This window comes from Streptomyces sp. NPDC028722 (assembly GCF_040637655.1).
In the GTDB taxonomy this organism is placed as follows: Bacteria; Actinomycetota; Actinomycetes; order Streptomycetales; family Streptomycetaceae; genus Streptomyces.
Genome location: NZ_JBEZWU010000032.1, coordinates 45,574 through 69,255, shown reverse-complemented (window position 1 = coordinate 69,255; position 23,682 = coordinate 45,574). Strand labels below are relative to the sequence as shown.

21 protein-coding genes are annotated in these 23,682 nt (G+C 72.0%); 18 read left to right on the top strand and 3 right to left on the bottom strand.

What is annotated here, in order from left to right; all coding sequences use genetic code 11:
• Positions 1-89: 89 nt before the first annotated feature.
• The 6 genes from dnaK to AB0F03_RS32810 all read left to right on the top strand — a co-directional run bounded on the left by dnaK (position 90) and on the right by AB0F03_RS32810 (position 7,039).
• On the top strand, positions 90-1,934 hold the full coding sequence (gene dnaK, locus AB0F03_RS32835; protein ID WP_361998784.1) for a molecular chaperone DnaK: 1,845 nt from the start codon (positions 90-92) through the stop codon (positions 1,932-1,934).
• A complete protein-coding gene (gene grpE / locus AB0F03_RS32830) occupies positions 1,931-2,584 on the top strand; it encodes a nucleotide exchange factor GrpE (protein WP_361998781.1) in 654 nt (217 codons plus the stop codon). Before dnaK ends, grpE begins: the two co-directional genes overlap by 4 nt.
• A 33-nt stretch (positions 2,585-2,617) precedes the next feature.
• On the top strand, positions 2,618-3,790 hold the full coding sequence (dnaJ, locus tag AB0F03_RS32825; RefSeq protein WP_361998778.1) for a molecular chaperone DnaJ: 1,173 nt from the start codon (positions 2,618-2,620) through the stop codon (positions 3,788-3,790).
• A 5-nt stretch (positions 3,791-3,795) separates the two neighbouring features.
• The gene (locus tag AB0F03_RS32820) at positions 3,796-4,245 is read left to right on the top strand and encodes a helix-turn-helix domain-containing protein (RefSeq protein WP_361998776.1); all 450 of its coding nucleotides are present in this window, start codon (positions 3,796-3,798) and stop codon (positions 4,243-4,245) included.
• Between the two features lie 427 nt (positions 4,246-4,672).
• A complete protein-coding gene (locus tag AB0F03_RS32815; RefSeq protein ID WP_361998773.1) occupies positions 4,673-5,779 on the top strand; it encodes a substrate-binding domain-containing protein in 1,107 nt (368 codons plus the stop codon).
• 216 nt (positions 5,780-5,995) lie between these two features.
• Entirely contained in the window at positions 5,996-7,039 is a 1,044-nt protein-coding gene (locus AB0F03_RS32810; RefSeq protein WP_361998771.1) for a LuxR C-terminal-related transcriptional regulator, read from the top strand.
• 43 nt (positions 7,040-7,082) lie between these two features.
• Here AB0F03_RS32810 and AB0F03_RS32805 read toward each other — a convergent pair whose 3' ends face one another.
• Positions 7,083-8,093, bottom strand: coding sequence for a helix-turn-helix transcriptional regulator (locus AB0F03_RS32805; protein WP_361998768.1), 1,011 nt, complete (start codon positions 8,091-8,093; stop codon positions 7,083-7,085).
• 300 nt (positions 8,094-8,393) lie between these two features.
• Here AB0F03_RS32805 and AB0F03_RS32800 point away from each other — a divergent pair, with 300 nt between their 5' ends.
• The gene (locus AB0F03_RS32800; RefSeq protein ID WP_361998765.1) at positions 8,394-8,729 is read left to right on the top strand and encodes a hypothetical protein; all 336 of its coding nucleotides are present in this window, start codon (positions 8,394-8,396) and stop codon (positions 8,727-8,729) included.
• A gap of 145 nt (positions 8,730-8,874) precedes the next feature.
• Here AB0F03_RS32800 and AB0F03_RS32795 read toward each other — a convergent pair whose 3' ends face one another.
• Complete coding sequence (locus AB0F03_RS32795; protein ID WP_361998764.1) at positions 8,875-9,288, bottom strand: TIGR03618 family F420-dependent PPOX class oxidoreductase; 414 nt, start codon at positions 9,286-9,288, stop codon at positions 8,875-8,877.
• A 136-nt stretch (positions 9,289-9,424) separates the two neighbouring features.
• On the opposite strand from AB0F03_RS32795, the gene clpB reads away from it, so the two are divergent.
• Entirely contained in the window at positions 9,425-12,022 is a 2,598-nt protein-coding gene (gene clpB / locus AB0F03_RS32790; RefSeq protein WP_361998761.1) for an ATP-dependent chaperone ClpB, read from the top strand.
• A gap of 224 nt (positions 12,023-12,246) precedes the next feature.
• Entirely contained in the window at positions 12,247-12,777 is a 531-nt protein-coding gene (locus tag AB0F03_RS32785) for a YbjN domain-containing protein (RefSeq protein ID WP_361998758.1), read from the top strand.
• A 42-nt stretch (positions 12,778-12,819) separates the two neighbouring features.
• Here the strand turns inward: AB0F03_RS32785 and AB0F03_RS32780 are convergent, their stop codons facing one another.
• Complete coding sequence (locus tag AB0F03_RS32780) at positions 12,820-14,004, bottom strand: pyridoxal phosphate-dependent aminotransferase (protein ID WP_361998755.1); 1,185 nt, start codon at positions 14,002-14,004, stop codon at positions 12,820-12,822.
• A 796-nt stretch (positions 14,005-14,800) separates the two neighbouring features.
• Here AB0F03_RS32780 and AB0F03_RS32775 point away from each other — a divergent pair.
• The 9 genes from AB0F03_RS32775 to kynU all read left to right on the top strand — a co-directional run bounded on the left by AB0F03_RS32775 (position 14,801) and on the right by kynU (position 23,419).
• A complete protein-coding gene (locus tag AB0F03_RS32775) occupies positions 14,801-15,346 on the top strand; it encodes a DUF2617 family protein (RefSeq protein WP_361998753.1) in 546 nt (181 codons plus the stop codon).
• A 79-nt stretch (positions 15,347-15,425) separates the two neighbouring features.
• Positions 15,426-17,060 (top strand): polyamine aminopropyltransferase, encoded by a 1,635-nt coding sequence (locus AB0F03_RS32770; protein WP_361998750.1) that lies wholly within the window; start codon positions 15,426-15,428, stop codon positions 17,058-17,060.
• A 92-nt stretch (positions 17,061-17,152) separates the two neighbouring features.
• Positions 17,153-17,902 carry an SRPBCC family protein gene (locus AB0F03_RS32765; protein ID WP_361998747.1) on the top strand — a complete coding sequence of 250 codons (750 nt, stop codon included), beginning with the start codon at positions 17,153-17,155 and terminating at the stop codon, positions 17,900-17,902.
• Positions 17,903-18,177: 275 nt separating this feature from the next.
• Positions 18,178-18,966, top strand: coding sequence for an aldose 1-epimerase (locus AB0F03_RS32760; RefSeq protein ID WP_361998744.1), 789 nt, complete (start codon positions 18,178-18,180; stop codon positions 18,964-18,966).
• Positions 18,967-18,976: 10 nt separating this feature from the next.
• On the top strand, positions 18,977-19,525 hold the full coding sequence (gene pyrE, locus AB0F03_RS32755; protein WP_361998741.1) for an orotate phosphoribosyltransferase: 549 nt from the start codon (positions 18,977-18,979) through the stop codon (positions 19,523-19,525).
• 152 nt (positions 19,526-19,677) lie between these two features.
• On the top strand, positions 19,678-20,700 hold the full coding sequence (fbaA, locus tag AB0F03_RS32750) for a class II fructose-bisphosphate aldolase (protein WP_361998739.1): 1,023 nt from the start codon (positions 19,678-19,680) through the stop codon (positions 20,698-20,700).
• Positions 20,701-20,828: 128 nt separating this feature from the next.
• Entirely contained in the window at positions 20,829-21,257 is a 429-nt protein-coding gene (locus AB0F03_RS32745; protein WP_361998736.1) for a DUF3151 domain-containing protein, read from the top strand.
• Between the two features lie 136 nt (positions 21,258-21,393).
• Positions 21,394-22,242, top strand: coding sequence for a tryptophan 2,3-dioxygenase family protein (locus AB0F03_RS32740; RefSeq protein ID WP_361998733.1), 849 nt, complete (start codon positions 21,394-21,396; stop codon positions 22,240-22,242).
• On the top strand, positions 22,235-23,419 hold the full coding sequence (gene kynU / locus AB0F03_RS32735) for a kynureninase (protein WP_361998731.1): 1,185 nt from the start codon (positions 22,235-22,237) through the stop codon (positions 23,417-23,419). Before AB0F03_RS32740 ends, kynU begins: the two co-directional genes overlap by 8 nt.
• Positions 23,420-23,682 lie beyond the last annotated feature (263 nt).

Sequence of the window (23,682 nt, the reverse complement as noted above, 5' to 3'; positions counted from 1 at the left end):
GAGTCTTGCTGGCTCAGGTCTGTTGACCCATCGCCTCTCCTCATGCACACTTGAGCCTGTTCCACTCAAGTCAGCTGGAGGAATCAACCATGGCACGTGCGGTCGGCATCGACCTGGGCACGACTAACTCCGTCGTCAGCGTTCTGGAGGGCGGCGAGCCCACCGTCATCACCAACGCCGAGGGCGCCAGGACCACGCCGTCCGTCGTCGCCTTCGCCAAGAACGGTGAGGTGCTCGTCGGCGAGGTCGCCAAGCGTCAGGCGGTCACGAACGTGGACCGGACCATCCGCTCGGTGAAGCGCCACATGGGCACCGACTGGAAGATCCAGCTCGACGGCAAGGACTTCAACCCGCAGCAGATCTCCGCGTTCATCCTTCAGAAGCTGAAGCGCGACGCCGAGTCCTACCTGGGCGAGAAGGTCACGGACGCGGTCATCACCGTCCCGGCCTACTTCAACGACTCCGAGCGTCAGGCGACGAAGGAGGCCGGTGAGATCGCCGGCCTGAACGTCCTGCGCATCGTCAACGAGCCCACCGCGGCCGCGCTGGCGTACGGCCTCGACAAGGACGACCAGACGATCCTCGTCTTCGACCTCGGTGGCGGCACCTTCGACGTGTCCCTGCTGGAGATCGGCGACGGCGTCGTCGAGGTGAAGGCCACCAACGGTGACAACCACCTCGGCGGTGACGACTGGGACCAGCGCGTCGTCGACTACCTGGTCAAGCAGTTCCAGTCCGGACACGGCGTGGACCTGTCCAAGGACAAGATGGCTCTCCAGCGTCTGCGTGAGGCGGCGGAGAAGGCCAAGATCGAGCTCTCCTCCTCCACCGAGACCTCGATCAACCTGCCGTACATCACCGCGTCGGCCGAGGGCCCGCTGCACCTGGACGAGAAGCTCACCCGCGCCCAGTTCCAGCAGCTGACGGCCGACCTGCTGGAGCGCTGCAAGACGCCGTTCCACAACGTCATCAAGGACGCCGGCATCCAGCTCGGCGAGATCGACCACGTCGTCCTGGTCGGCGGTTCCACCCGTATGCCCGCCGTCGCCGAGCTCGTCAAGGAGCTGACCGGCGGCAAGGAGGCCAACAAGGGTGTGAACCCGGACGAGGTCGTCGCCATCGGCGCCTCGCTCCAGGCCGGTGTCCTCAAGGGCGAGGTCAAGGACGTCCTGCTGCTCGACGTCACCCCGCTGTCCCTCGGTATCGAGACCAAGGGCGGCATCATGACCAAGCTGATCGAGCGCAACACCACGATCCCGACCAAGCGCTCGGAGATCTTCACGACGGCCGAGGACAACCAGCCGTCCGTGCAGATCCAGGTCTACCAGGGCGAGCGCGAGATCGCGGCCTACAACAAGAAGCTCGGCATGTTCGAGCTGACCGGTCTGCCGCCGGCGCCGCGTGGCGTCCCGCAGATCGAGGTCTCCTTCGACATCGACGCCAACGGCATCATGCACGTCACGGCGAAGGACCTCGGCACCGGCAAGGAGCAGAAGATGACCGTCACCGGCGGCTCCTCGCTCCCGAAGGACGAGGTCGACCGCATGCGCGAGGAGGCCGAGCGCTACGCGGAGGAGGACCACAAGCGCCGCGAGGCCGCCGAGACCCGCAACCAGGGCGAGCAGCTCGTCTACCAGACCGAGAAGTTCCTCAAGGACAACGAGGACAAGGTCCCCGGCGAGATCAAGACCGAGGTCGAGGCCGCGGTCGGCGAGCTGAAGGAAGCCCTCAAGGGCGAGGACACCGGCGAGATCCGCTCCGCCACGGAGAAGGTCGCCGCCGTCTCGCAGAAGCTGGGCCAGGCGCTGTACGCCGACGCCCAGGGCGCCCAGGCCGCCGGTGGCGCGTCCGCCGGTGCCGGTGAGGCCAAGGCCGACGACGACGTCGTCGACGCCGAGATCGTGGACGACGAGCGCAAGGACGGTGCCGCGTGACGGAGGAGACCCCGGGTTTCGAGGAGAAGCCCGACGTCCCCTCCGGCGCCACCCCCGACGACGCCGAACCGAAGGCCGCTCCCGAAGAGGGGGCGGCCCCGGCCGGGGACGTAAGTGCAGACCCGGGCCTGGTGGCCCAGCTGGACCAGGTGCGTACGGCGCTCGGCGAGCGCACGGCCGACCTCCAGCGACTCCAGGCCGAGTACCAGAACTACCGCCGCCGCGTCGACCGGGACCGGACCGCGGTCAAGGAGATCGCCATCGCGAACCTCCTGACCGAGCTCCTGCCCGTGCTCGACGACATCGGCCGCGCGCGGGAACACGGCGAACTGGTCGGCGGCTTCAAGTCGGTGGCCGAGTCGCTGGAGACCGTCGCGGCCAAGATGGGCCTCCAGCAGTTCGGCAAGGAGGGCGAGCCCTTCGACCCGACGATCCACGAGGCCCTGATGCACTCCTACGCGCCGGACGTCACCGAGACGACCTGCGTGGCGATCCTCCAGCCGGGGTATCGCATCGGCGAACGCACCATCCGCCCCGCGCGGGTGGCCGTCGCCGAGCCGCAGCCCGGCGCGCAGGCCGTCAAGGCGGAGGACGCCGAGGAGGCCCCGGCGGCCGACGACAAGGAGAGCGGTGGCCCGGACGAGGGCTGACCTGAGGACCCGGGGGAAGGAGGGACGTCGAGGATGAGCACCAAGGACTTCATCGAGAAGGACTACTACAAGGTCCTCGGCGTCCCCAAGGACGCCACCGAGGCCGAGATCAAGAAGGCGTACCGCAAGCTCGCCCGCGAGTTCCACCCGGACGCCAACAAGGGCAACGTCAAGGCGGAGGAGCGCTTCAAGGAGATCTCCGAGGCGAACGACATCCTCGGCGACCCCAAGAAGCGCAAGGAGTACGACGAGGCACGCACCCTGTTCGGCAACGGCGGCTTCCGCCCCGGGCCGGGCGCGGCCGGCGGCTCCTTCAACTTCGACCTGGGCGACCTCTTCGGCGGCGGGGGCTCCACCCAGGCCGGCGGCTTCGGCGGTGGCATAGGCGACGTCTTCGGCGGCCTGTTCAACCGCGGCGGCACCGCGGGCACCCGTACCCAGCCCCGGCGCGGCCAGGACGTCGAGTCCGAGGTCACGCTGAGCTTCACGGAGGCCATCGAGGGCGCCACGGTGCCCCTCAGGATGTCCTCCCAGGCGCCCTGCAAGGCCTGTTCGGGCACCGGCGACAAGAACGGCACCCCGCGCGTGTGCCCGACCTGCGTCGGCACCGGGCAGGTCGCCCGGGGCTCGGGCGGCGGCTTCTCGCTCACCGACCCCTGCCCCGACTGCAAGGGCCGCGGCCTGATCGCGGAGCACCCCTGCATGGAGTGCAAGGGCAGCGGGCGCGCGAAGTCGTCCCGGACGATGCAGGTCCGCATCCCGGCGGGCGTCACCGACGGGCAGCGCATCCGGCTGCGCGGCAAGGGCGCGCCCGGCGAGCGGGGCGGACCGGCGGGCGACCTGTACGTGGCCGTGCACGTCGGCGACCACCCGGTGTTCGGGCGCAAGGGCGACAACCTCACCGTCACCGTGCCGGTGACGTTCGCCGAGGCGGCCCTCGGCGGCGAGGTGCGGGTGCCGACCCTCGGTGGCCCCGCCGTCACCCTGAAACTGCCCCCCGGCACCCCGAACGGCCGTACGATGCGGGCGCGGGGCAAGGGCGCGGTCCGCAAGGACGGCACGCGCGGCGACCTGTTGGTCACCGTCGAGGTGAGTGTCCCGCAGGACCTGTCGGGGAAGGCTCGTGACGCACTGGAGGCGTATCGCGAGGCGACCGCGGGCGAGGACCCGCGGGCGGAGCTGTTCGAGGCCGCGAAGGGAGCCTGAGAGTGATGGACGGCCGTCGGCGCAACCCGTATGAACTGACCGAGGAGACCCCGGTCTACGTCATTTCGGTGGCTGCCCAGCTCTCCGGACTCCACCCGCAGACGCTGCGCCAGTACGACCGCCTGGGTCTGGTCTCCCCGGACCGCACCGCGGGCCGGGGCCGGCGCTACTCGGCCCGTGACATCGAACTGCTCCGCCAGGTGCAGCAGTTGTCGCAGGACGAGGGCATCAACCTGGCCGGCATCAAGCGCATCATCGAACTGGAGAACCAGGTCGCCGCGCTCCAGTCCCGCGTGGCGGAGCTGGAGTCGGCCCTGGACGGCGCGGCGACGGCGATGCGGCAGCGCGAGGCCGCCGTGCACGCCTCCTACCGGCGCGACCTGGTGCCCTACCAGGAGGTCCAGCAGACCAGCGCGCTGGTGGTGTGGCGGCCCAAGCGGCAGCAGCAGGACTGAACAGGACCGAGCAGCGCCGAGCAGCACCGAGCGGGCCGGAAGGGGCCGGCGGGAGTGATCCCGTCGGCCCCTTCCGTGTGCCCGGGGGCGCCGACGCACCAGCTCCTGACGGCCGTGCATCTGGCTGGGTTTGTTCGCTCTCCTGATCGAGTCGACGCGTGGCCCGGAGGTGCGTGATCACGGGGCGTGGCCGACCGGGTGGGTTGTACGGAACTTTGCCGACGCGTGAACTCCCTTTGGATGAAGGGTCCGTAAAGGGCATTTGAAGGGGGTTTCGCGGAACCTCCACAGGGTCAGCGGTGCGTGGCGTTGCGCACTCGTTAAGTGATTCTTCTTGACGCCGGGTGGGGCCTCCGCGTTGTCTTTTCAGACACCTGGGTCGTATTGCAGCACCCACGTCCGGAACGCACCTGAAGTGAGCCCTCGCATGCGCCGTATCGCCATATCCGTGGCCGCGTCCACGATGACCCTCTCGCTCGCCGGCTGTGGCGTGCTGAACGCGACGGGGGACGGAGCGAGCGCGAGCCCGACCAAGGGCAACGACGTCACCGTGGGTCTGCTGCTCCCCGAGAAGGCCAACACCCGCTACGAGAAGTTCGACTACCCCATCATCAAGGACAAGGTGGCCGAACTCACCAAGAAGCAGGGCAAGGTGGAGTACGCCAACGCGGACGCCAACGCCGCCCGCCAGGCCGAGCAGCTCCAGAACATGATCGACGACAAGGTCGACGTCATCCTGCTCGACGCCGTGGACGCGCACGTCATCGCTCCCGGGGTGAAGAAGGCCAAGGACGCGGGCATCCCGGTCATCGCCTACGACCGCCTCGCCGAGGGCCCGATCGACGCGTACGTCTCCTTCGACAACGAACTCGTCGGCGAGGTGCAGGGCCGCACCCTGCTGGAGGCGCTCGGATCGGGCGTCAGCACCTCCGACAAGATCGTCATGATGAACGGCTCGCCCACCGACCCGAACGCCAAGCAGTTCAAGGAGGGCGCGCTCTCCGAGCTGAACGGCAAGGTGGACATCGCGGCGAGCTTCGACACCGCCGGCTGGAAGCCGGAGAACGCCGAGGCCAACATGGCCAAGGCGATCGCCCAGATCGGCAAGAGCGACATCGCCGGTGTCTACGCCGCCAACGACGGCATGGCGGGCGGCGTCATCAAGGCCCTGAAGGCGGCCGGCGTCACCGCACTGCCCCCGATCACCGGCCAGGACGCCGAACTGGACGGCGTCCAGCGGGTCGTGAGCGGCGAGCAGTACATGAGCGTCTACAAGTCCTACCCGGACGAGGCCGCCGCCGCCGCGCAGATCGCCGTCACCAAGATCCAGGGCAAGGACATCCAGTTCGACGCCCTCACCCAGGACCGCGTCGACAGCCCCACCGCCAAGGGCATTCCGTCCAAGCTGGTCCAGGTGAGCGCGCTGACCAGGAAGACGGTCAAGGACACCGTCATCGCGGACGGCATCTACACCGTCGGCGACATCTGCACCGCCAGGTACAAGGCGAACTGCGCGGCGATCGGCCTGAAGTAGCGGCAACGGCCCCCGGCAGGTCACCGCTCCGGGTGACGGCCCCGGAGCGCCGGCAGCACCCTCGGCTCGTCGCGGAGTGCGGCGCGGAGCAGGGGCGGAACCCGGGCACAGCGGCGCATTGCGGCGGCCGGGGCCCGGGGAGCCGTGTTGCGGACCCGGTCGGCGCCGCGCATAGTTGCGCTGCGGAAGGGCAGCACACCGGGGGTGGAATGGGCGATGGCCGGGCACGGGACGGAGGAACATCCTCACGGTGCCGACCGGCTGTGCGAGGCCGGGGATCGGGTGTATTCCCGGGCCGTACGCCGGGGACGGGTGCCGCGCACGGACGCCGGACCGGTGCCCTGCCTGCTGGAACTGGCCCTGCTGCACCCGGATCCCGACGACATGGACTGGCTGGTGCCGACCTCCCCGCAGGAGGTCATGACCCGGCTGCTGCGCGGGGTCTACGACGAGGTCAGCGAGAGTCAGCGGCGGGTGGGCTCGGCGGTGGCCGCCGTCGAGCGGTACGCGGGCCTGGGCCGGCGGCCGCAGGCCCTGACGGCGTCCGCCGAGGGCAGCGCCATCCGCGTACTGGACGGACTCGCCCGCATCCAGGCCGCGATGGACGAGGCCACCGAGGCGTGCACCACCGAGGTGCTCACCGTGCAGCCGGGCGGCATCCGGCGTGAGGCCGAGCTGACCGAGGGCCTGCACCGGGCGCTGGCCCTGCGGGGCCGGGGCGTGCGCATGCGGGACCTCTACACGCACGTGGCCCGGCACGGCCAGGGCCTGCTCAACTACCTGGAGCTGATGGGTGGCACGGTCGAGGCCCGCACCCTGGACGAGGTCATCGACCGGCTGATCCTCTTCGACCGCACGGTGGCCTTCATCCCCGCCAACACCGACCGCACGATGGCCCTGGAGCTGCGCCACCCGGCCCTGGTCGAATATCTGGTGACCGTCTTCGAGCGCTTGTGGCGGCTGGCGATCCCGCTCACCGCCCCGCTGCCCGACACGGGGATCGAGGGCATCTCGCACCGCGAGCAGTCCATCGCGGCGCTGCTCGCCGAGGGCCACCAGGACGCGGTGATCGCCGAGCGGCTCGGCATCAGCGTGCGCACCTGCCGGGCCCATATCGCCCGGCTGTCGGAGACGCTGGGCGCGGCGAGCCGTACCCAGCTCGGCGTGCGCATCGCCCAGGCGGGCCTGGACGGCCTTCAGCGCCCCGCCCCGACCACCGCCCTCACCGGGCCCGACCGGGAGTCCCCGAGAGCGCGCTGAGGCGTGTGGGCGGCGCCCCCGGGCGGTGCCGGGGGAGACGGACTCACTGGTCCCGGTCGAGGATGCCCGACTGGGCGATGAGGTAGCCGAGCTGGGCGCGGCTGCCGCTGCCGAGGGCCTGGGCCAGTTTGGCGATGTGGGCCCGGCAGGTGCGCACGTTCATGCCGAGGCGGCGGGCGATGGCCTCGTCCACGTGGCCTTCCACGAGGAGCTTGGCGATGGAGTGCTGGATGTTGGTGATGCCGTCGGCGGCCGTCTCGTAGGGGGCGCCGGCGCTCAGCGGGACCGCGCGGTCCCACATGAACTCGAAGACCTTGATCAGGTAGCGGACGAGGCCGGGGTGGCGCAGTTCGAGGGCGACCTGCTGGTCGTCCCGGGTGGGGATGAAGGCGACGGTCTCGTCGCAGATGATGAGGCGCTCCACCAGTTCGTCGATGGTGCGGTACTCCGCCTTGCCGTTGGTGAGCTGGGCGACGTAGGCCAGCTTCTCCGGGTTGTACCGCGCGGTGTGCTGATACAGCGTCCGGATCTTCACACCACGTTCGATGAGCGGCCGGTCGCGTTCCAGCCCCCGCAGGAGGCTGCGCTCGGAGTAGCGGTTGCTCGGCTGGACCGTGAGCACCTCGCCCTGGCACTGGGCCGTGGCCAGGTTCAGCGCCGCGTTGATGCGCTCGCCGCCCTCCAGCACCGTGATTGAATCGGTGGTCGCGGTCACGGGGCCGGCGAGTGCCATGAACGGCTCGAAGACGTCGGCCAGTTGGATCGACAGCCGCCGGCGCTCGGTGATCTCGCGCTCCAGGGGGCTGAGCCGCTGGGCGAGCGCCACGGGCGCGGGAACCGGACGGAGCCATTCCGGATCGTCGGGGTCGGGGTGCAGGAGGGCGAACTCCAGCAGGCACGGAGCGGATTCCGCCTCGGCGCGGGCGATGCGTCCGGCACGCAGCGCATCGGCGTAGAGACGGCCCCCTTGCTCGCACATCTCCGTCACCGCATGGGGATGTGTAGCTTTAGTCTGATTCGTTGCCAAATCTCCACCCCCCAGGGTCCTGAACATGCAGGAACATGATGCATTGATTATGTGGCCACGACGTGCCCGAATGAGCCATCGTCGTACCCGACGGGGGAAGAGGGGACCTTCAAGTGAGGACGAAGCCGACTATGGGTAAGAGACTGCTTCGCTCGATACTTGTCGCCGCCTTCTCCGTTGTGGCGGCCGCGGGAGCGCTGGGCGGCCTCACCGGTGAGAAGAGCGACGCTCGAGCGGACACCAGCTGGCCGTCGGTGGCCACGACTACCGTGGTCGCCAGTGATACCAGTTGGCCGGTGATTCACACGGATGCTGTGAGGAGCTGACGTGACGACCCCGCCAGACGACCGCTCCTTCCGTCGCGAGATGGCCACCGCCTACCGCTCCGGCTGGCACTTCATCGACCTGGTCACCGCCATCCCCCACAGCGGTGACTCGCTGATGGTGCCCGTGTTCGGCGAGCCGGTCGTCGTCACGCGGGACGAGGACGGGGATGTGCGGGCGTACCGGTGTCTGCGCAAGCCGCGTGGTGCGCCGCAGCCGGTGCGATGCGCCATCCGATACGGAATGATCTTTGTGAACCTGGACCAGCGGGACCACCGGCTGTGCGAGCCGCCGGAGTCCGACCTGAGGACCATCTCGGCCACCCCCCGCAGTGCCTGACGCGATTCCCCCGTCGTAACAGATCGCTCAGGTACTCCCCCCCGCAGCGGCGTCACCGTGACCTGAACACGGTGACGCCGCTGTGATTTCCGGGGATGTCTCCGGGTACGGACGCGCCTCGACGGTGGCCGGAATCAGCGGTTCCTCAACCGTGCCCCAGTGTCCGGTCGACCTCGATCTCGATGACCACCCGGGACGGGTTCGGGGCCGGCGTCCGCCGGTACCGCTCGGCGTACCGCCGCTCCGCCTCCCCGACCCGCTCCGGCTCGGTCCGCACGTGCGCCCGCCCCTCCAGCGTGGCCCAGCGCCGGCCGTCCACCTGGCACACCGCCACCCGCGCCCCGTCGGCCCCGGCGGCGCGCACGTGCGCCACCTTCGCGCTCGACCCGTTCGTGATCACCCGGGCCAGCCCCGCCCCGGGGTCGTACGTCACCCCGACCGGTACGACGTGCGGGCTGCCGTCCGGCCGCAGGGTCGTCAGCGTGCACAGATGCCGCTCCCGCCAGAAGGCGAGGTACGGCTCGTCGGGGGAAGTCGGGTCTACGGAGTACGAGGCCATGCGGGAAACCTAGCCGACACGGGTACACCTCTTGCCTTGAGTGGAATAGACTCAACTTTGTGTACGTTGGTTGGGGCAGGACCGCCCGACTGGGAGAGGCGGCCGTCGCGACGACGCCGAGGAGGAGAACGGACACGTGGACGCCGAGCTGACCAACAGGAGCCGGGACGCGATCAACGCGGCGAGCAACCGCGCCGTGACCGAGGGACACCCGGACCTCACCCCTGCCCACCTGCTGCTGGCTCTGCTCCAGGGCCAGGAGAACGAGAACATCACCGACCTGCTCGCGGCCGTCGAGGCCGACCAGGCCGCCGTGCGCTCCGGCGCGGAGCGCATTCTCGCCGGCCTGCCCAGCGTGACCGGGTCCACCGTCGCCCCGCCGCAGCCCAACCGTGAGCTGCTGGCCGCGATCGCCGACGCCGGCGAACGCGCCCGGGCGCTCGGCGACGAGTACCTGTCCACCGAGCACCTGCTCATGGGCGTCGCCGCGCAGGGCGGCGCGGCCGGGGACGTGCTCAGGCAGCAGGGCGCCGACGCCAGGAAACTGCAAGAGGCCTTTCAGAAGGCCAGGGGAGGACGCCGCGTGACCACCGCCGATCCGGAGGGCCAGTACAAGGCCCTGGAGAAGTTCGGCACCGACTTCACCGCCGCCGCCCGGGAGGGCCGGCTGGATCCGGTCATCGGACGGGACCAGGAGATCCGGCGGGTCGTGCAGGTGCTCAGCCGCAGGACCAAGAACAACCCCGTGCTCATCGGCGAGCCCGGCGTCGGCAAGACCGCCGTGGTCGAGGGGCTCGCCCAGCGGATCGTGAAGGGTGACGTGCCCGAGTCGCTGAAGGACAAGCGGCTGGTCGCGCTGGACCTCGGCGCGATGGTCGCCGGCGCCAAGTACCGCGGCGAGTTCGAGGAGCGGCTCAAGGCCGTCCTCGCCGAGATCAAGGACTCCGACGGGCAGGTCATCACCTTCATCGACGAGCTGCACACCGTCGTCGGCGCGGGCGCCGGCGGGGACTCGGCCATGGACGCGGGCAACATGCTCAAGCCCATGCTGGCCCGTGGCGAGCTGCGGATGGTGGGCGCGACCACCCTGGACGAGTACCGGGAGCGGATCGAGAAGGACCCCGCACTCGAGCGCCGCTTCCAGCAGGTGCTGGTCGCCGAGCCGAGCGTCGAGGACACCATCGCGATCCTGCGCGGCCTCAAGGGCCGGTACGAGGCCCACCACAAGGTGCAGATCGCGGACAGCGCGCTGGTGGCCGCCGCCACCCTCTCCGACCGGTACATCACCTCCCGCTTCCTGCCGGACAAGGCCATCGACCTGGTGGACGAGGCCGCCTCCCGGCTGCGCATGGAGATCGACTCCTCGCCCGTCGAGATCGACGAACTCCAGCGCGCCGTCGACCGGCTGAAGATGGAGGAGCTGGCGATCGCCAAGGAGACCGACCCGGCCTCCCTCGCGCGCCTGGAGAAGCTGCGCCGCGACCTCGCCGACAAGGAGGAGGAGCTGCGCGGCCTCACCGCCCGCTGGGAGAAGGAGAAGCAGTCCCTCAACCGGGTCGGTGAGCTGAAGGAACGCCTCGACGACGTGCGCGGGCAGGCCGAACGCGCCCAGCGCGACGGCGACTTCGACACCGCCGCCAAGCTGCTCTACGGCGAGATCCCGCAGCTGGAGAAGGAGCTGGAGGCCGCCTCCCAGGCCGAGGAGGAGGTCGCCAGGGACACCATGGTCAAGGAGGAGGTCGGCTCCGACGACATCGCCGACGTCGTCGCCGCCTGGACCGGCATCCCCGCCGGCCGTCTGCTGGAGGGCGAGACGCAGAAGCTGCTGCGCATGGAGGAGGAGCTGGGCAAGCGGCTCATCGGCCAGGGCGAGGCCGTGCGGGCCGTGAGCGACGCCGTACGGCGCTCGCGGGCCGGGATCGCCGACCCCGACCGGCCCACCGGGTCCTTCCTCTTCCTCGGCCCGACCGGTGTCGGCAAGACCGAACTCGCCAAGGCGCTCGCGGACTTCCTCTTCGACGACGAGCGGGCGATGGTCCGTATCGACATGTCGGAGTACGGCGAGAAGCACAGCGTGGCCCGGCTCGTCGGCGCGCCCCCCGGGTACGTCGGCTACGAGGAGGGCGGCCAGCTCACCGAGGCGGTCCGGCGGCGCCCGTACAGCGTCGTCCTGCTGGACGAGGTGGAGAAGGCCCACCCCGAGGTCTTCGACATCCTGCTCCAGGTGCTGGACGACGGGCGCCTGACGGACGGTCAGGGCCGCACGGTCGACTTCCGCAACACCATCCTGGTGCTCACCTCCAACCTGGGCAGCCAGTTCCTGGTCGACCCGCTGCGCAGCGAGACGGAGAAGAAGGAACAGGTGCTGGAGGTCGTCCGGACCTCCTTCAAGCCGGAGTTCCTCAACCGGCTCGACGACCTGGTGGTCTTCTCGGCGCTGACCAAGCCCGAGCTGGAGCGGATCGCCGGGTTGCAGATCGAGCGGCTGGCCAAGCGGCTCGCCGAACGCCGGCTCACGCTGGAGATCACCCCGCCGGCGCTGGCCTGGCTGGCGGAGGAGGGCCTGGACCCGGCGTACGGCGCCCGCCCGCTGCGCCGCCTGGTGCAGACCGCCATCGGCGACCGGCTCGCCAAGGAGATCCTGTCCGGCGAGGTCAAGGACGGCGACACGGTCCGCGTGGACCGCTTCGAGGACGGCCTGCTGGTCGGCCCCGCCACCGGCAAGACCCTGTAGGACACGCTCACGGTCCCCTCCCCGGCCCGCCGGGAGGGGACCTCCGCGTTTCGGCGGGCGTCTGCGGTTCACTCGGACGGACGTACGGGCGCACCCCCGCGTCACCGCCCACGGCACCCCCTGCCGGATCATGTCCGCCACGGGCTGACAGGCCCCGTCAGGGCTTGCCACCCCCCTCCCCGCATGGGGGAGGATGGCGGCATCCGCATGAAGGGAAAAACACGGTGAGCATCGACCCGTCCTCGATTCCTAATTTCGGGGGCCAGCCCGAACCGCAGCCCCAAGGACCGGCGGGCCCCGTCCTCCCGGATCAGGACCTGGTGAAGCAGCTTCTCGAGCAGATGGAGCTGAAGTACGTCGTCGACGAGGAGGGAGACCTCGCGGCGCCGTGGGAGCAGTTCCGCACCTACTTCATGTTCCGCGGAGAGGACGAACAGGCGATCTTCTCGGTGCGGACGTTCTACGACCGCCCCCACCCGATCGACGAGAAGCCGCAGCTGCTGGAGTCCATCGACGACTGGAACCGCCGCACCCTGTGGCCCAAGGTGTACACCCACACCCACGACGACGGCACCGTCCGCCTGATCGGCGAGGCCCAGATGCTGATCGGCACGGGCGTCGACATCAACCACTTCGTCTCCTCCACGGTCAGCTGGGTGCGGGCCGCGATCGAGTTCGACAAGTGGCTGGTGGAGCAGCTCGGCCTGGAGCAGGAGGTCGACGAGGCGGAGAAGCCCGAGGACGACGGGGAGTAACCCGGTCCGTGAGGTCCGGGGGCGGCGGCCCCCGGACCGCGCTCACATGGCCCGCAGCCGCTCCGCCGCCTCCCGCAGGACCTCTTCCCGCTTGCAGAACGCGAAGCGCACGAACGGCGCCCCGGCCTCCCGGTCGTCGTAGAAGACCGCGTTGGGGACGGCCACGACGCCCGCGCGCTCGGGCAGGGCGCGGCAGAAGGCGAACCCGTCCTTCTCGCCCAGGGGGCGGATGTCGGCGGTGACGAAGTAGGTGCCGGCCGGCCGGAACACCTCGAAGCCCGCCGCCGTCAGCCCCTCCGCCAGGATGTCCCGGCGGGCCAGCATGCTCCGGCGGTACTCCTCGAAGTAGGAGTCGGGCAGGGCGAGGGCCTCGGCGACCGCGTACTGGAAGGGCCCCGAGGCCACGTACGTCAGGTACTGCTTCACCGTGCGGACCGCGCCGACCAGCTCGGGCGGCCCCGTCACCCAGCCGACCTTCCAGCCGGTGAACGAGAACGTCTTGCCGGCCGAGCCGATGCTCACCGTGCGCCCGCGCATCCCCGGGAACCCGGCGAGCGGCAGGTGCTCGGCGCCGTCGAAGACCAGGTGCTCGTACACCTCGTCGGTCACCACCAGCAGATCCCGCGCCACCGCGAGCTCGGCGATCGCGGCGAGTTCCGCGCGGGTGAGGACCGTGCCGGTCGGGTTGTGCGGGGTGTTGAGCAGCAGCAGCCGGGTGCGGCCGGTGACGGCCGCGCGCAGCTCGTCCAGGTCCAGCCGGAAGCGTCCCCCGTGCGGCCTCAGCGTCACCGGCACCCGTGTGCCGCCGGCCATCGCGATGCTCGCCGCGTACGAGTCGTAGTACGGCTCCAGGGCCACGACCTCGTCCCCGGGCTCCACCAGCGCCAGCAGGGCCGCCGCGATCGCCTCCGTCGCGCCCGCCGTGACCAGCACCTCGGTGCCCGGGTCCCAGGACAGGCCGTACCGGTGCTGCTGGTGCGCGACGATCGCGGAGCGCAGTTCGGGGACGCCGGGACCCGGCGGGTACTGGTTGCCGCGCCCGTCGCGCAGCGCCCGCACGGCGGCCTCCCGGACCTCCTCGGGCCCGTCCGTGTCCGGAAAGCCCTGGCCCAGGTTGATCGCCCCGGTCGCCACGGCGAGCGCCGACATCTCGGCGAAGATCGTCGTCCCGAACGCGGCGAACCGGCGGTTGAGGTGAGGACGTGCGCTGGAGGTCATACCGGCCATCCTCCGCCCAAGCTCTGGACTTGCTCAACTGTGCTTTGGGCGCGGATCGGGGTGGGCATCTCCCGGTCACCGCGTCGGACGCGGTGACGGCGAGGCGCCCACGGGGGGTCGCTTCGGGGGAACGGAAGGTGGGGGACGCCATGGTCATCGGCATCATCCTGGTGGTGGCGGCGGTACTGATCAGCGCGCGGGTGGCGGGCCGCAACCGCCGGAACCGGCAGGCCGGGCTGTCGCTCGGCAAGGGCGGCGGACGCGGCCGGGCGTCCCGCCCGTCATCGTCGTCATCGTCGTCGTCCGACGGTGGCAGCAGCTGGTGGGCCGGTGGCCTGGGCGCGTCGTCCGGGGGAGACGGCGGGCACGGCGGCCACGGTGGGCACCACGGAGGTCACTCCTGCGGCGGTGGTCACTCCTGCGGTGGCGGTTCGTCGTGCGGCGGGGGTTCGTCGTGCGGCGGCGGGGGCGGATGCGGGGGAGGCAACTGACACGGGGCAGCCGATCTCCCGCGGAGCGGGGGGAGCCGCATCGAACGTCCGCCGGAAACGAACACCCGGCGGACGTTCGCCCGTTCCCCTTCCGCGCCTGTCGTACGCGGTGGTTGAACAATTGAGCTGTTGAGCCCCCTGAGGGATGGAAACCCGGCGGAGTTGGGTAAAAACGCTGTGGCGTCACCACAGTTCGTGGTTCTCTCTACAACGCCGACACAGCCCCTCGGGCGTCCCCCTGGCCCCCCTGCGGCCGGGCCGACCGGACTGACAGGCCGATCTCCCTCTTCCTTGCGCGTTAGCGGAGCCGACCCATGCTCACGACCCTGAACACCTCCTACACAGATACCCGGGCTGCCGACCTCGCCTGGGCCCTGGGACGCGAACCGCTGCCCGCCCTCGCCACGCTCGACCTCGAACTCACCGGCGCGAAGCTCCAGTTACGGCTGCTCGGCGCGTCCCACCAGATCCTCCTGGAGGAGGAGCGGAGCAGCTGCTCGGAAACCGTGGCCTGCATCCCCGGCTCCAGCACCCCGCTGCCGGTGGGCGTCGCCAAACGCGTCGGCGACTGGGAGTACGAGTTCGCCGCCCGCGTCGAGATCCTCACGCCCGGCTCCTTCGAGGGCCGCGCGCAGGAACTGCTGGCCCTCGTCTCCGAGCATCCGCACGGCCTGGCCGGCGTCTTCCCCGGCAGCCCGCACGCCTTCACCGCGATACTCGCCCAGCGGCAGGAGGGCCAGGTGCACTGGCGTACCTGGCACGCCTACCCGCAGGACGGGCAGTTGGTGGCCACCCGTACCCGGGTCGGCGCCCGGGCGTCGGCGGGGCAGCCGGGCCGGGGCCGGTCCCGGGCGGCCTAAACCTGGGACGCGACAACCGCCGCCAGGTTCACACGTGCGGGTGACGAAGCGTCCCCGGTACGTGACGTACGGTCGCCATGTGGTCGAAACGTACACCCCCGCGCCCCCGGACACCCCGCCTTCCTCGGCGGGCCCCGCGCGGCTGCCCGTCCGGCCCGGCACCGGGCGGTTCCTGGTCCTCGTGTGCGTGTTCGTCTGCGCGGCCTGCGGGCTGGTGTACGAGCTGGAGCTCGTCGCGTTCGCCTCGTACCTGATGGGCGACTCGGTCACCCAGGCCTCCGTCGTGCTGTCCGTGATGGTGTTCGCCATGGGCATCGGCTCCCTGGGAGCCAAACGGCTGCGCCGGCACGCGGCCGCCGGGTTCGGCGCGGTCGAGTCGGCCCTCGCCCTGGTCGGCGGGGGCAGCGCCATGGCGCTGTACGCCGTGTTCGCCTGGACCGGCGGCTGGGGCGGCATGTGGGCCGGCGGCCCGCGCTGCCTGCTGGTCACCCTCTCCCTCGCCATCGGCCTGCTCGTCGGCGCCGAGGTCCCCCTGCTCATGGAGCTGATCCAGCGCGTCCGCCGGCAGGACGCGGGCGCCACGGTGGCCGACCTGTTCGCCGCGGACTACGTCGGCGCCCTCGTCGGCGGCCTGGCCTTCCCCTTCCTGCTCCTGCCGTACCTGGGCCAGCTGACCGGCGCGCTGCTCACCGGCGCGGTCAACATGGTCGCGGGCGGCGCCCTCGTCCTCGGCCTCTTCCGCCGCGACCTCACCCGCCGCGCCCGCTGGACCCTCCTCGTCGCGGGCCTCCTCGTCCTCGGGGTCCTCGGCACCGCCGCCGCCCTCGCCGGCGACTTCGAGCGGGCCGCCCGCCGCGCCGTGTACGGAACGGACGCCCGGGTGGCCGTGCGGACCGGCGTCCAGGAGGTCGTCCTGACCGGCGGCACCGGCGGCAGGCCCCTCGGCCTCTACCTCGACGGCCGGCTCCGGGCCGGGGGCCGGGACGCCCCCCGCTACCACCGGGCCCTGGTCCGCCCCGCCCTCGCCGGCCCCCACGCGCGCGTCCTGATCCTGGGCGGCGGCGACGGCCTGGCCGCCCGCGAGGTGCTGCGCCGGCACGGGGTGCGCCGCGTCGACGTCGTCGAACTCGACCCCGGCCTGGTGGACCTCGCCCGCCGCGACCCCGGCCTGTCCGCCGCCAACGGGCACGTCCTCGCCGACCCGCGCGTCCACGTCACCACCGCCGACGCGCTCACCTGGCTGCGCAGGGCGCACGGGCCGGCGTACGACGTCGTGATCGCCGACCTGCCCGACCCCGGCGTCACCGCCGGCACCAAGCTGTACTCCCAGGAGTTCTACGGCCTGGCCCGCCGCGTGCTGGCCGCGGACGGCCGGCTGGCGGTGCACGCCGGGCCCGTCACCACCCGTCCCCGCGCCTTCTGGACCGTCGCCGCGACACTCCGCGCGGCCGGCTTCGCCGTCTCGCCCTACCGGGTCCTCGGCGACGCCTCCGGTTCCGCGGCCGGATCGGGCGGCCCGGCGGGCGCCGCCGGTGCCCCGCGCGACTGGGGTTTCCTCCTGGCGGCGCCGGGCCGCACCCCGCCACCCCTGCGCCCGGCCCCCGGCCACCCGCCCGCCCGGTCCCGGGCGGCCCTCGCCTCGGACGCCGAGGCGGCGGAACGTACCCGCATCGGGGGGCTGCGGGCGTCGACCCTGCTCCATCCACGGTACTGAGACCAGGGCGGGCCGACTCGTTCCGGGAACGGGGGTGATGCCTGCGGCGGAGCCGGGTGCGTTCTCGCGGGGACTGGGTAGGCTCACCGGACATGGAGCACCAGGTCTTCGTCCCGGTTTCCGCCGAACGGCTCAGGGCGGCGCTGGCCGACCCCGCGCGCGTCGCCCGGGCGGTTCCCGGACTGCAGCAGGACGCCGGTGCCGCACCGATCGCCGGCCGGCTGAAGCTGCGCGTCGGCGGACACTCCGTCACCTACCGGGGCGCGCTGCGGGTGACGGCCCGGGCGGACGGCACGTACGCCGTCGACGCTGACGCAGGCGAGGCCCGCGGCGACGGATCGGTCCGGCTCGCCCTGACGCTGCGTCTCGCGGACGGCGACGGCGGCTGCACGGTCACCGTGCGGGGCACGGCGGACGCGGACGGCCGCATCACGGAACTGCCGGTCCAGGCGGTGGCCTCGGCGGCGGCACGACTGCTGGACCGCTTCGTGGCGGCGCTGGCGACGGACGGGGCGCAGCAGCCGGAGCCCGGCGCGGTGTCCGAGGCCGAGGTGTCCGTGTCGTCGCCGGAGCCCGGCGCGGACGACGTGTGTCCCGACCGCCTCACCGACGCCTTCACCGGCACCGGTGAGCCGCCGGCCGAGGCCGCGCACGCCCGCCGGACGATGATCGGCCGCAGCGCCGAGGAGGTCGACCACGCCCCGCCGCGCGGCCGCTACGCCCCCGTACCGGCCCCCCAGACGATCGCCGGCAACCCCGCCCTGCGCTGGGCGGCCCCCGCCGCGGCACTGGCCCTCGCCTCGGCGGTCGTACTGACCCGCGCCCTGCGCAAACGCCACTGACCCGCGCGGTGCGCGGGCGCCGTTGACCCGCGTCCTGCGCGAGCGCTGCCGACGGGCGCCGTGCGGGAGCGTCACTGACCCGCGCTGTGCGCGCGCTGCCGAGCCGCGTCCCGCGTGAGCGCCGCTCACCCGCGCCCCGCGCGAGCCCACTGACCCGCGCCCCCCGCGCGCCGGAGACGGACCCCCGCGAGCGCCGCTCACCCCCGCCTCGCCCAACCACCACCCCCGGGCCGCTTGCGGCACGCCCTCTTGATCGCCCCAGTAGGGTCGGTCCCGTGAGTGACGAAGACATCACGCTGACCGCGGGTGACGCGGAAGTGACCGTAAGGCCCGGCAACGGCGGCCGGATCGGCGGACTCCGGATCGGCGGTGCGGAGCTGCTGCGGCAGGGGGACCGCTACGGCTGCTTCCCGATGGTGCCCTGGTGCGGCCGGATCCGGGAGGGCCGGTTCCTGGACGGCGCCACCGTCCGCCGGATGCCGCTCAACGCCCCGCCGCACGCCATCCACGGCACCGCGCGCGACGGCGCCTGGCGCACCGCGCGCGTCACGGAGAACGAGGCGGTGATCACGTACGAGCTGACCGACCCCTGGCCGCACACCGGCCGCGTCACCCAGGTCGTCGCGCTCGCCGAGGACGCCCTGACGCTGGCGATGTCCGTGGAGACGTACGACGACTCCTTCCCGGCGCAGATCGGCTGGCACCCGTGGTTCCACCGGAACCTCGGCGGCGAGGACGTCCGGCTGGACTTCACGCCCGCCTGGCAGGAGGAGCGCGGCGCCGACCACCTGCCCACCGGCCACCGCGTCGATCCCAAGCCCGGCCCCTGGGACGACTGCTTCGGCATGCCGGACGGTGTCGACGTCACCCTCACCTGGCCCGGGCAGCTGGAGCTGTCGGTCACCAGCCGCCAGGAGTGGGTGGTGGTCTACGACGAGCAGGCCGAGGCCGTCTGCGTGGAGCCGCAGACCGGCCCGCCCGACGGCCTGAACACCCACCCGCGCCTGGTCACCCCCCTGGAGCCGCTGGAGGCGGCGACCACCTGGAGCTGGCGGCGCCTTTAAGCTGGCTGCCATGACGGACGTACGTGGCGCGCTGCTTCAGCAGATCAAGGACAAGGCCGTGGTGCACGGCAAGGTGACACTCTCCTCCGGTCTGGAGGCCGACTACTACGTCGACCTCCGCCGCGTCACCCTCGACGGCGAGGCCGCCCCGCTGGTCGGCCAGGTGCTGCTGGACCTGACCGCGGACCTGGAGTTCGACGCGGTCGGCGGGCTCACCATGGGCGCCGACCCGGTCGCCGCCGCCATGCTGCACGCCGCCGCCGCGCGCGGGCGCGGGCTGGACGCGTTCGTCGTCCGCAAGGCGGCCAAGGCGCACGGCTTGCAGCGGCGCGTGGAGGGCCCGGACATCGCGGGCCGCCGTGTGCTCGTCGTCGAGGACACCTCCACCACCGGCGGCTCCCCGCTGACCGCCGTGGAGGCGGTGCGCGAGGCCGGTGCCGAGGTCGTCGCCGTCGCGACCATCGTGGACCGGGCGACGGGCGCCGCCGAGAAGATCCAGGCCGGCGCGGGCGTTCCGTACCGTTTCGCCTTCTCGAAGGATGAACTGGGTCTGGACTGACGGACCGGTATGACCTGGACTTGGCCGGGGTGCCCACCATCGCACCGGCCGGTACGGCGTGTCTGGAAAGATGGGGCCGACGATGACGTCGCACCCCAGGTCTAGGTCAGGGCCGTAACGCAGAATCCACCCGCAACACGAGGAGCGGACAGATGCCCATCGCAACCCCCGAGGTCTACAACGAGATGCTCGACCGGGCGAAGGCAGGCAAGTTCGCCTACCCGGCCATCAACGTCACCTCGAGCCAGACCCTGAACGCGGCGCTGCGCGGTTTCGCGGAGGCGGAGAGCGACGGCATCGTCCAGATCTCGACCGGTGGTGCCGAATTCCTCGGCGGCCAGTACAGCAAGGACATGGTGACCGGCGCGGTCGCGCTCGCCGAGTTCGCGCACATCATCGCCGAGAAGTACCCGGTCAACATCGCCCTGCACACGGACCACTGCCCGAAGGACAAGCTCGACGGGTACGTACGCCCGCTCATCGCGCTGTCGAAGAAGCGCGTGGACGCCGGCCTCGGCCCGCTGTTCCAGTCGCACATGTGGGACGGTTCGGCCGAGACCCTCGCCGACAACCTCCAGATCGCGCAGGAGCTGCTGGAGCAGGCCCGCGCCGCGCACATCATCCTCGAGGTGGAGATCACCCCGACCGGCGGCGAGGAGGACGGTGTCTCGCACGAGATCAACGACTCCCTCTACACCACGGTCGACGACGCGATCCGCACCGCCGAGGCCCTGGGCCTGGGGGAGAAGGGCCGCTACCTGCTGGCCGCCTCCTTCGGCAACGTGCACGGCGTGTACAAGCCGGGCAACGTCGTCCTCCGCCCCGAGCTGCTCAAGGAGCTGAACGAGGGCGTCGCCGCCCGGTTCGGCAAGGCGTCCCCGTTCGACTTCGTCTTCCACGGCGGCTCCGGCTCCACCGAGCAGGAGATCCGGACCGCGCTGGAGAACGGCGTCGTGAAGATGAACCTCGACACGGACACCCAGTACGCGTTCACCCGTCCGGTCGCCGACCACATGTTCCGCAACTACGACGGCGTCCTGAAGGTCGACGGCGAGGTCGGCGACAAGAAGGCCTACGACCCGCGCACCTGGGGCAAGCTGGCCGAGGCGAGCATGGCCGCGCGCGTCCTGGCGGCCACGCAGCACCTCCGCTCCGCGGGCAACAAGATCAAGTAAGCGGTTCCTCCCGAGGGGCCCGGTGACCGTCACGGCGCCGGGCCCCTCGTCCGTCCGGGTCCGGGCCGGTGGTGCCCGGGTCCGGGCCGGCCGCCACCGGCCGTTCCCGCGTGCGCGAGACTGACCCCATGACGATTCACGAGAACCTCCTCGGCGGCCCGCCCCCCACCCACCTCCCGGACGACCCGGAGCCCCGCCGGCTGCTGGCGGACGGCACCGCGCCCGCGGACGTCGCCGCGCGGTATCCCACCTCCTCCCTCGTCTGGGCCCAGCTGGCCGACGAGGCGTTCGAGCGCGGCGCGGTCGTGGAGTCGTACGCCTACGCCCGTACGGGCTACCACCGCGGTCTGGACGCCCTGCGCCGCAGCGGCTGGAAGGGCCACGGCCCGGTGCCGTGGGAGCACGAGCCGAACCGCGGCTTCCTGCGGGCCCTGCACGCCCTGGCCCGCGCCGCCGGGGTCATCGGTGAGCAGGACGAGTACGAGCGCTGCGCGCGGTTCCTGGAGGACTCCTCGCCGACGGCCGTCACGACGCTGGGCCGGCCCGGGACGCGGTGACCGGTGTGGCCCGTCCGGCAACGGACGGGCCTTGCCGTTTCCGGGGGGAATGCGGAGGATGCGGTGTGGGGACCGGGGCCCCCGTGCCGGCATCGGCAGGGGCGGACCGCTACCCGGAGTAACACAGGAGACAGCGATGTCCCACCAGGCTCACCTCCCTTCCGAGGCCACTGAGCCCGAGACCCCGCATCTCGACTTCGCGGGTACGACGCCGTACGAGGACTACGTCAAGGCGGACGTGCTCACCCATCTCCAGCACACCCTCTCCGACGACCCCGGAGAGATGGTCTTCCTGGTGACCACCCAGGTCATGGAGCTGTGGTTCACGGTCCTCGTGCACGAGTGGGAGACCGCCGCGAAGGCGCTCCGCTCGGACGACGTGCCCACCGCGATCGCCGCGCTGAAGCGTTCCGTACGCGAACTGGAGGCCCTCAACGCCTCCTGGAAGCCGCTCGGCCAGCTGACCCCCGCGCAGTTCAACAGCTACCGCAGCGCGCTCGGCGAGGGCTCCGGATTCCAGTCGGCGATGTACCGGCGCCTGGAGTTCCTGCTCGGCGACAAGTCGGCGTCCATGCTCGTCCCGCACCGCGGCGCCCAGCGCGTCCACGCGGAGCTGGAGAAGGCCCTGCACGAGCCGAGCCTGTACGACGAGGTCGTACGGCTCCTCGCGCGCCGCGGCCACGCGATCCCCGACTCCGTGCTGCGCCGCGACGTCACGCGGCGCTACGAGCCGTCGGAGGCCGTGGAGGCCGCCTGGGCCGCCGTCTACGCGGACGACGAGAGCGACGAGATCGCCCGGCTGGGCGAGGCGCTGACGGACGTGGCCGAGCTGGTGTGGCGCTGGCGCAACGACCATCTCGTCGCCACCCGGCGCGCGATGGGCGCCAAGGCCGGCACCGGCGGCTCGGCCGGCGTGGCCTGGCTGGAGAAGCGCGCCCGCAAGAACGTGTTCCCCGAGCTGTGGACGGCGAGGTCCCATGTCTGAGCTGCGCCTGCTCGCGGAGAAGCTGGACGCGGCGGACGAACTGGCCCCGCTGCGCGACCGTTTCGTCCTCGACGACGTGATCTACCTGGACGGGAACTCGCTCGGTGCCCTGCCCGCGCACGTGCCGGGACGGGTCGAGGACGTCGTCCGCCGCCAGTGGGGCGAACTGCGCATCCGCTCCTGGGAGGAGAGCGGCTGGTGGACGGCGCCCGAGCGGATCGGTGACCGGATCGCCCCGCTGGTCGGCGCCGCCCCGGGCCAGATCGTCGTCGGTGACTCCACCAGCGTGAACGTCTTCAAGGCGCTCGTGGCGGCGGTCCGCATGGCCGGCGAGGACCGCACCGAGATCCTCGTCGACGCCACGACCTTCCCCACGGACGGCTACATCGCCGAGTCGGCGGCCCGCCTGACCGGCCGCACCCTGCGCGCGGTCACCCCGGCAGAGGTGCCGGGGCTCCTGGGCGGCCGTACGGCGGCGGTCCTGCTGAACCACGTCGACTACCGCACCGGCCGCCTGCACGACCTGCCCGGGCTCACCGCCGCGGTCCACGCGGCCGGCGCCCTCGCGGTCTGGGACCTGTGCCACAGCGCGGGCGCGCTGCCGGTGGGCCTGGACGAGCACGGGGTCGACCTGGCCGTCGGCTGCACCTACAAGTACCTGAACGGCGGCCCGGGCTCACCGGCGTACCTGTATGTGCGCAGCGCGCTCCAGGACCGCTTCGACTCCCCGCTGCCCGGCTGGAACTCCCACGCCGACCCCTTCGGCATGAGCCCGGCCTACGCCCCGGCGCCGGGCGCCCCGCGCGGCCGGGTCGGCACGCCGGACATCCTCTCCATGCTGGCCCTGGAGGCCGCCCTGGAGGTCTGGGACGGGGTGTCCCTCACCGCGGTCCGCGCGAAGTCCCTCGCCCTGACGGACTTCTTCCTGCGGTGCGTGGACGAGTACACCGGCCCGGGGCGGACGGAGTCCGTGACGCCCGGACGCCACGAGGAGCGGGGCAGCCAGATCGCCCTGCGCTGCCCGGACGCCGGCGAGGTCATGAAACGCCTCGTCGAGCGCGGGGTCGTCGGTGACTTCCGGCATCCCGACGTGCTCCGGTTCGGGTTCACGCCGCTGTACGTGGGCTTCCGGGACACCGAGCGGGCCGCGCGGATCCTGGCGGAGGTGCTGGCCTAGGAGACGGGGCGGGCCGGCAGGGGCGGGGGGACCTCGTCACCTGCCGGGCCGCCCCCACCGCGCCGCGCGCTCCGCACCGCCCCACCGCCCCACCGCGCCGCCCCCACCGCGCCGCGCGCTCCGCACCGCCCCACCGCCCCACCGCGCCGCCCCACCGTGCCGCGCGCTCCGCACCGCCCCCACCGCACCGCGCACTTCTCACCGTGCGTCACATTCAGGTGTCCCCGCACGTCACCGGCCTGATACCGTCCCCGCCAACGGCC

What these genes read in the sequence shown, in the direction of transcription:
- AB0F03_RS32765 (WP_361998747.1), top strand. Translation starts at nt 17,153, where the DNA reads ATGGAGCACCAGGTCTTCGTCCCGGTTTCCGCCGAACGGCTCAGGGCG.
- AB0F03_RS32780 (WP_361998755.1), bottom strand. Translation starts at nt 14,004, where the DNA reads ATGGCCGGTATGACCTCCAGCGCACGTCCTCACCTCAACCGCCGGTTC.
- kynU (WP_361998731.1), top strand. Translation starts at nt 22,235, where the DNA reads ATGTCTGAGCTGCGCCTGCTCGCGGAGAAGCTGGACGCGGCGGACGAA.
- dnaK (WP_361998784.1), top strand. Translation starts at nt 90, where the DNA reads ATGGCACGTGCGGTCGGCATCGACCTGGGCACGACTAACTCCGTCGTC.
- AB0F03_RS32820 (WP_361998776.1), top strand. Translation starts at nt 3,796, where the DNA reads ATGGACGGCCGTCGGCGCAACCCGTATGAACTGACCGAGGAGACCCCG.
- AB0F03_RS32745 (WP_361998736.1), top strand. Translation starts at nt 20,829, where the DNA reads ATGACGATTCACGAGAACCTCCTCGGCGGCCCGCCCCCCACCCACCTC.
- AB0F03_RS32795 (WP_361998764.1), bottom strand. Translation starts at nt 9,288, where the DNA reads ATGGCCTCGTACTCCGTAGACCCGACTTCCCCCGACGAGCCGTACCTC.
- AB0F03_RS32805 (WP_361998768.1), bottom strand. Translation starts at nt 8,093, where the DNA reads ATGTTCAGGACCCTGGGGGGTGGAGATTTGGCAACGAATCAGACTAAA.
- dnaJ (WP_361998778.1), top strand. Translation starts at nt 2,618, where the DNA reads ATGAGCACCAAGGACTTCATCGAGAAGGACTACTACAAGGTCCTCGGC.
- AB0F03_RS32775 (WP_361998753.1), top strand. Translation starts at nt 14,801, where the DNA reads ATGCTCACGACCCTGAACACCTCCTACACAGATACCCGGGCTGCCGAC.
- AB0F03_RS32815 (WP_361998773.1), top strand. Translation starts at nt 4,673, where the DNA reads ATGCGCCGTATCGCCATATCCGTGGCCGCGTCCACGATGACCCTCTCG.
- AB0F03_RS32810 (WP_361998771.1), top strand. Translation starts at nt 5,996, where the DNA reads ATGGCCGGGCACGGGACGGAGGAACATCCTCACGGTGCCGACCGGCTG.
- AB0F03_RS32740 (WP_361998733.1), top strand. Translation starts at nt 21,394, where the DNA reads ATGTCCCACCAGGCTCACCTCCCTTCCGAGGCCACTGAGCCCGAGACC.
- fbaA (WP_361998739.1), top strand. Translation starts at nt 19,678, where the DNA reads ATGCCCATCGCAACCCCCGAGGTCTACAACGAGATGCTCGACCGGGCG.
- pyrE (WP_361998741.1), top strand. Translation starts at nt 18,977, where the DNA reads ATGACGGACGTACGTGGCGCGCTGCTTCAGCAGATCAAGGACAAGGCC.